The sequence below is a fragment of the Methylobacterium sp. CCH5-D2 genome (assembly GCF_001556475.1).
Taxonomy (GTDB): domain Bacteria; phylum Pseudomonadota; class Alphaproteobacteria; order Rhizobiales; family Beijerinckiaceae; genus Methylobacterium; species Methylobacterium hispanicum.
Genome location: NZ_LSIX01000280.1, coordinates 1 through 6,916, shown reverse-complemented (window position 1 = coordinate 6,916; position 6,916 = coordinate 1). Strand labels below are relative to the sequence as shown.

Here is a 6,916-nt window from a genome sequence, read left to right as displayed (position 1 = left end):
GAGCCTGTACTTCACCGCCAACAACGGCGTGCACGCGCTCTCGCTCTACCTCGAGACCGTGATCGTCGGCGCGGTGCTCGGCATGGAGGAGGCCGCCTTCTACTTCGTCGCCCTGCGCTACGCGACGCTGCTGCTGCTGCCGGTCGCGGCCATCGACACCGTCGGCCTGCCCATGGCCGCGGCGCGTATCCAGGCCGCGGACTGGTCCGGCCTCCAGCGCCTCGTCGCCCGCCTCTCCCTCGCGAGCTTCCTGATCTCCGTGACCGGCGCCCTCGGCATGCTCGTCGTCGGGCCCTACGCGCTCGCCCTGTTCAAGCCGGATTTCGTCGCCCATCTCGACGTCCTGCTGGTGCTCTGCCTCTCCTCCGTCGTCACGGCCTTCTTCGGGTCGGGCGTGTCCCTCCTGATGATCGGCGGCGGGGAGCGCTTCCTGCTCGTCAACAACGCCGTGCTGTTCGCAATCTACGGGCTGCTGCTCTGCGGCCTCGCCGACGTCCTGGGCATGCTCGGGGTGGCGGTCGCCAACCTCGTGCTGACGCTGAGCTACAACCTGCGGATGAGTTCCTGGGTGCGGCGGCGCTGGGGCGTCGACAACATGGCGACGGCGGTCCTGCGTCCCTCCGTCGGGGGCGGCCTGCCCCGGCCGACGCCGCATCCGGTGCCCCATGCGGCCGGCTGAGTGCGGGCCGCGCGGCCTCCGGCTCGCGCCGCCGTCCGTCGCGGTCTGCCTCGCCCTCGCCGGGGCGAGCGTCCCGGCCGCGCGGGCCGCGGAGCCGGCCTGCCTGCGCGGGGTGAACCTGAGCGGGCCCGAGTTCGGCGCCCTGCCGGGCCGCCACGGCACCGACTACGCCTATCCGTCGGCGCGGACGATCGCCCGGTTCGGTGCCCTCGGCCTCACGGCCGTGCGGCTGCCGGTGCGCTGGGAGCGGCTGCAGCCGCGGACGGCCGAGCCCCTCGACGCGGCGGAACTGCTGCGCCTCGACGCGGCGGTGGTCGCGGCCAAGCTCGCCGGGATGCGCACGGTGATCGACCTGCACAACTTCGCCTATCACGGCCGGGACCGCATCGGCACCGGCGCGGCGACGCGGGCCGCCTTCGCGGATGTCTGGCGCCGGCTCGCCGCGCATTTCCGCAGCGAGCCCGCCGTCGCCTTCGGGCTGATGAACGAGCCCTACGACATCCCCGCGGCGGAGTGGCTCCCGGCCGCGAACGCCGCGGTGGCGGCGATCCGCGACGTGGGCGCGCGCCAGCTCGTGCTGGTGCCGGGCACGCTCTGGACGGGGGTGCACAGCTGGGAGGCCGACACGCCGCTCGGCAACAACGCCCGCACGATGCCGGGCCTCGTCGATCCGGGCGAGAACGCCGCCTACGACGTGCACCAGTATCTCGACGCCGACTTCTCGGGCGGCTCGGGGGCCTGCCCGCGCGGCGCCGACGCGCTCGCTGCCGTCGAGCGCCTGACCGGCTGGCTCTTGCGGAACCGCGCCCGGGCCTATCTCGGCGAGGTCGGCGCCTCCGCGCAGGCCGGCTGCCCGGAGCACCTCGCCGCCATCCTGGCCCACGTGAACGCCCATCCCGCCCAGTGGGTCGGCTGGGCCGCCTGGGGCGCGGGCGACTGGTGGCCGCCATCCTACCACTTCCGGATCGAGCCGGGCGCGGGCCCGCTCTCCGCGGTGATCGAGGCCGCCGCCCGCGCGGCGCCCCGCTGCGGGGGGCGCCCGTGACCGACCGCCTCGCCGTCCTGCACGTCGTCCGCCAGTTCCTGCCGAACCGCGGCGGGCTGGAGGACTTCGTCGCCAACCTCGCCCGCGCGCAGGTGCGCCTCGGCCACGACGTCCGGGTGCTGACCCTCGACCGCCTGTTCTCGGAACCGGGCCGGAGGCTCGCGGCCCGGGAGACGATCGACGGCGTCGCGGTCGAGCGGATGCCCTTCCGCGGCTCGTCGCGCTACCCCCTGGCGCCGGGCTTCCTGGGCCGGCTCAAGGGCGCCGACATCGTCCACGTCCACGCGATCGACTTCTTCTTCGACGCGCTCGCCCTGACGCGACCTCTGCACCGCCTGCCGCTGGTCGCCACGACCCATGGCGGCTTCTTCCACACCCAGGCCCATGCCGGGCTAAAGCGGCTCTGGTTCAACGGGCCGACCCGCGCCTCGGCGCGCGCCTACGGCGCCGTCGTCGGCTGCAGCGGGAGCGACGCGCGCCAGTTCGCCGCGATCGTGCCGGGGGGCGTGCCGGTGATCGAGAACGGCGTCGATCTCGCCAAGTTCGCGGGGGCCGCGAGCCCGGCGCCCTGCCGGACCCTGCTGACGCTCGGCCGTTTCTCGCACAACAAGCGCCTCGACCGGCTGATCGCGCTGATGCGCGAACTCCGGGCGGAGGAGGCCGGCTGGCGGCTCCGGATCGTCGGCGTGCCCTCGGACCTGACGGTCGCCGACCTGACGGCGCAGATCGAGGCGGCGGGGCTCGTCGGGGCGGTCGGCGTCCATGCGGGGCTCGACGCCGCCGGGGTGCGGGACCTGATCGGGGAGGCCAGCCTCTTCGTCTCGGCCTCCGAGTACGAGGGCTTCGGCATCGCGCTGGTCGAGGCGATGAGCGCCGGGCTGGTGCCGGTGGTCCACCCGAACGCCTCCTTCACGGACCTCGCGGCCCGGCACCCCGGCATCGCGCTCTGCGATTTCGCGGACCCGGCCGCGGCGGCGCGGGCGGTGCGGGAGGCCTACGGTGCCCTGGCCGCACGGGGACAACCGCCCGCCGAGGATCTCGCCCGCTACGCCTGGGCCGGGGTCGCGGCCCGCTACCTCGACACCTACGCGCAGGTCCGCGCGCGAGAGCGGCGCGCCGCCTGATCAGGCCGCGTCGCCGATCGCCCGCAGGCTCATCATCAGGTCGGTGAAGCGGTCGCCCTGCACCAGCACGTGCCCGCGCAGGCGCTCGGCGGCCGCCGCCTCGTCGCCCGCGAGGATCGCCGCCACCACCGCCTCGTGCTCGGCGAGCGACTGGCCGAGCCGGTGCCGCGCCCGCAGCTGCAGCCGCCGGTAGGGCGCCAGCCGCCGGTGCAGGTTGTAGGCCTGCTCGCACAGGAAGGCGTTGCGGCTCGCCCGGTAGATCACCGTGTGGAAGGTGTGGTTCTCCTCGTAATAGGCCTCCGTGTCGCCCGATGCCGCGGCCGTGGCGCAGGCCGCGAGCGCCGCCCGGAGCGCCGCCTCGTCCGCCTGCACGAGGCGGCGGGCCGCGAAGCGCCCGCAGGACGCCTCCAGCTCGGCCATCGTCTCGAACATCGCGAACAGGAGGTCGGGTGCGGGCGCGCTCACCACGGCGCCCCGGCGCGGCTTGGTCTCCACCAGCCCGGTCACCGCGAGCTGCAGCAGCGCCTCCCGGATCGGCGTGCGCGAGACCCCGAAGCGCTCGGCGAGCTGCGCCTCGTCGAGCCGGGAACCCGCGGCGAGCCGCCCCGCCACGATCTCCTCCTCGATCACCTGCCGGAGACGCTGTGCCTGGCTCATGTCCGTCGTCCCGTCCGCCGTCCCGTCCGCCGCTCCCGACATCCCCGTCCGTCGTTCCGGTCGCGCGGCCCGGCCGTTCCGTCGGCATTCTACGGACGCGTTGACAAAATATACAAGGCGGTCTTTTCTCCATATTCGAAGTGGCATCAAGTATACGTGATGCGCTGCAATAAATAACAGAGCCGCCCTTGTGCGGTGCGGGAGAGAACGATGACGCCGACACGCCGTACCCTGCTCGCCGCCGGTCTCGCCGCGCCGGCCATCCTCCGCTTCGGTCTGGGCGCGGCCCAGGCCGCGACCACCCTGAAGATCTCGCACCAGTTCCCCGGCGGCACGATCGACGAGGGCGATTTCCGCGACCGGATGTGCCGCAAGTTCGCCAAGGCGGTGACCGAGCGCTCGAAGGGCGCGCTGGAGGTGCAGGTCTATCCGGGCTCCTCGCTGATGAAGACGAACGCCCAGTTCGGCGCCATGCGCAAGGGCGCGCTCGACATGTCGCTCTACCCCTCGCCTTACGCGGGCGGCGAGGTGCCGGAGACGAATATCGGCCTGATGCCCGCGCTGGTGACCTCCTACCAGCAGGCGCTCGCCTGGAAGGCGGCCCCCGTCGGCCGCAAGCTCACCGAGATCCTCGAGGCCAAGGGCATCGTCCTCGTCTCCTGGGTCTGGCAGGCCGGCGGCGTGGCGAGCCGCGAGCGCCCGCTCGTGACGCCCGACGACGCCCGGGGCCTGAAGGTCCGCGGCGGCTCGCGCGAGATGGACCTGATGATGAAGCAGGCGGGGGCGGCGACCCTCTCGATCCCCTCGAACGAGTCCTACGCCGCCATGCAGACGGGCGCCTGCGACGCGGTGATCACCTCCTCCACCAGCCTGATCTCCTTCCGCCTGGAGGAGCTGTCGAAGGCCCTGACGTCGGGCCGCGAGCGCTCCTACTGGTTCATGCTGGAGCCGATCATGATGTCGAAGATCGTGTTCGAGCGCCTGCCCAAGGACAGCCAAGACCTGATCATGGCGGTCGGCGCCGAGCTGGAATCCTTCGGCCAGGAGGGCGCCAAGGCCGACGACACCCGCGTCGAGGAGCTGTTCGCCAAGGCCGGCGCCAAGGTGCAGAACCTCGACGAGCCGACGATGGGCCGCTGGCGCACCATCGCCCGCGACACCGCCTGGAAGGACTACGCCAACAAGAGCGCGACCTGCGCGGAGCTCCTCAAGCTCGCGGAGCAGGTCGCGTGAGCCACGGCTTCGACGCGGCCACCGCCGCCACCGAGACGCAGGCGGGGCCCGCCCCGCGTCTGCCCGGCCTCCTCGGCGCGGTCGAGCACGCCATCGGCCTGCTCAACCGCCTCATCCTCGGCCTCGGCGGGCTCGCGCTCGTCGCCGCCTGCCTCGTGCTGAGCTACTCCGTCCTCATCCGCTACGTCCTGCACGAGCCGACCGAGTGGCAGGACGAGATGGCCGTCTTCCTCATCATCGGCGCCACCTTCGGGTCCGCCGCCGCCGTCCAGGCCAAGCGCGGGCACGTGGCCATCGAGGCGCTGACCGGTCTCCTGCCGGCCGGCGTCAACCGCGTCCGCCTCGTCCTGGTCGATGCCGTCAGCCTCGCCTTCTGCCTGTTCTTCGCCTGGAAGAGCTGGTCGCTCGACCACGAGGCCTGGGTCGACGGCCAGGTCTCGCAATCCACCTGGGGGCCCCCGCTCTGGATCCCCTACACGATGATGGCGCTCGGCATGAGCCTGCTCTGCCTGCAGCTCGCCCTGCAGATCGCCGCGGCGCTGGCCCGCGGGCCCCGCAGCGCCGGCTGGGCCGAGCCCAAGATCGGCGTCGGAGCCGACCTCAACCGCGACGTCCGCGACCGTCCCGACCTCACCCCCCGCGGACCCGACCCGATGGGCACCACGGTCGCCACCGCCAACCCCAACGCAGGAGCCAAGCGATGAGCGTGGCCGCCATCGGCGCCCTCTACGCGGGCGCCACCCTCACCGCCATGCTCGCCGGCATCCCCATCGCCTTCGCGCTGGGTGCCGTCGCGCTGGTCTTCATGCTGGCCTTCATGCCCGGCGCCTCCCTCGATACGGTCGCCCAGAACGTCTACGAGGAGATGGCCTCGATCACGCTGCTCTCGATCCCGCTCTTCATCCTCAAGGGCGCGGCCATCGGGCGCTCGAAGGCGGGCCAGGACCTCTACTCGGCCATGCACGCCTGGATGCACCGCATCCCCGGGGGCCTCGGCATCGCCAACGTCTTCGCCTGCGCGCTGTTCGCCGCCATGGCCGGCTCCTCGCCCGCCACCTGCTCGGCCATCGGCTCGGCCGGCATCCCGGAGATGCGCAAGCGCGGCTACTCGCCGGGATTCGCCGCGGGCATCATCGCGGCGGGCGGCACGCTCGGCATCCTCCTGCCGCCCTCCATCACCATGATCCTCTACGCGGTGGCCGCCGAGCAGTCGCTCGGCCGGCTGTTCCTGGCCGGGATCGGGCCGGGCCTGCTGCTCGTCGGGCTGTTCGCCGCCTGGTCGGTCTACCGCTTCCGGCACGAGTACGGGGTGGCGAAAGCCGCCTACGCGGCCGGCGGCCCCGCCTCGCCGATCCTGGCGGAGGACCGCTACAGCATGGGCGAGCGCTTCTCGACCCTGCCGCGGGTTCTGCCCTTCGTGGTGCTGCTCACGGGCGTGATGGTGGCGCTCTACGGCGGCTACGCCACGCCCTCCGAGACGGCGGGGCTCGGCGGGCTTCTGGCGCTCGCGCTGATCGCGCTGATCTACGGGGTGTGGCGCACGAAGGACGTCGGGCCGATCCTGACGGCGACGCTGCGCGAATCGACGATGTTGATGCTGATCATCGGCATGTCGCTGCTCTACGCCTACGTGATGAGCTACCTGCACATCTCGCAATCGGCGGCGGCCGCGATCGTGGCGATGCAGCTCTCGCCCTGGCTGCTGCTGGTGACGATCCTGGCGCTGGTGATCGCGCTGGGCTTCTTCCTGCCGCCGGTCTCGATCATCCTGATGACGGCGCCGATCATCCTGCCGCCCCTGAAGGCGGCGGGCTTCGACCTGGTCTGGTTCGGGGTCGTGATGACGATCACGATGGAGATGGGGCTGATCCACCCGCCGGTGGGCTTGAACATCTTCGTGATCAAGAACATCGCGCCCGATATCCCGCTCTCGGACATCATCTGGGGCACGCTGCCCTTCGTGATCCTGATGGCGGTGGCGATCCTCGTGCTCTGCCTCGTGCCCGGCATCGCCATGTGGCTGCCCGACACCCTCCTGCCCACAACGCGGTAGGGTGCGCGCCCCCCTCTCCCCGCGCTCCTACGGGAGGCACGCAACGCCTTGCTGATATCCTCGGCGCTCTTCCCTCCCCCCTCTGCGGGGGAGGGTGGCCCCTGCGTCAGCAGGGGTCGGGAGAG

6 protein-coding genes and 1 pseudogene are annotated in these 6,916 nt (G+C 72.5%); 6 read left to right on the top strand and 1 reads right to left on the bottom strand.

The features are described from left to right. The 3 genes and pseudogenes from AX737_RS34190 to AX737_RS07605 all read left to right on the top strand — a co-directional run. Positions 1 to 679, top strand: a pseudogene (locus AX737_RS34190) (lipopolysaccharide biosynthesis protein); the annotation flags it as partial. Further along, positions 666 to 1,724 carry a glycoside hydrolase family 5 protein gene (locus AX737_RS07610; RefSeq protein WP_066920314.1) on the top strand — a complete coding sequence of 353 codons (1,059 nt, stop codon included), beginning with the start codon at positions 666 to 668 and terminating at the stop codon, positions 1,722 to 1,724. The pseudogene AX737_RS34190 and the gene AX737_RS07610, both read left to right, overlap by 14 nt. Further along, complete coding sequence (locus AX737_RS07605; RefSeq protein ID WP_238231702.1) at positions 1,721 to 2,848, top strand: glycosyltransferase family 4 protein; 1,128 nt, start codon at positions 1,721 to 1,723, stop codon at positions 2,846 to 2,848. Before AX737_RS07610 ends, AX737_RS07605 begins: the two co-directional genes overlap by 4 nt. Here the strand turns inward: AX737_RS07605 and AX737_RS07600 are convergent, their stop codons facing one another. Then, entirely contained in the window at positions 2,849 to 3,505 is a 657-nt protein-coding gene (locus tag AX737_RS07600) for a GntR family transcriptional regulator (RefSeq protein ID WP_066920316.1), read from the bottom strand. Positions 3,506 to 3,715: 210 nt separating this feature from the next. On the opposite strand from AX737_RS07600, the gene dctP reads away from it, so the two are divergent. Genes dctP through AX737_RS07585 form a run of 3 tightly spaced genes read left to right on the top strand, consistent with a single transcriptional unit; the run spans position 3,716 to position 6,791 of the window. Next, the gene (gene dctP / locus AX737_RS07595) at positions 3,716 to 4,738 is read left to right on the top strand and encodes a TRAP transporter substrate-binding protein DctP (RefSeq protein WP_066920312.1); all 1,023 of its coding nucleotides are present in this window, start codon (positions 3,716 to 3,718) and stop codon (positions 4,736 to 4,738) included. Then, complete coding sequence (locus AX737_RS07590; protein WP_066920310.1) at positions 4,735 to 5,442, top strand: TRAP transporter small permease; 708 nt, start codon at positions 4,735 to 4,737, stop codon at positions 5,440 to 5,442. Before dctP ends, AX737_RS07590 begins: the two co-directional genes overlap by 4 nt. Continuing rightward, complete coding sequence (locus AX737_RS07585; RefSeq protein ID WP_066920308.1) at positions 5,439 to 6,791, top strand: TRAP transporter large permease; 1,353 nt, start codon at positions 5,439 to 5,441, stop codon at positions 6,789 to 6,791. Before AX737_RS07590 ends, AX737_RS07585 begins: the two co-directional genes overlap by 4 nt. The last annotated feature ends 125 nt before the right edge of the window (positions 6,792 to 6,916 follow it).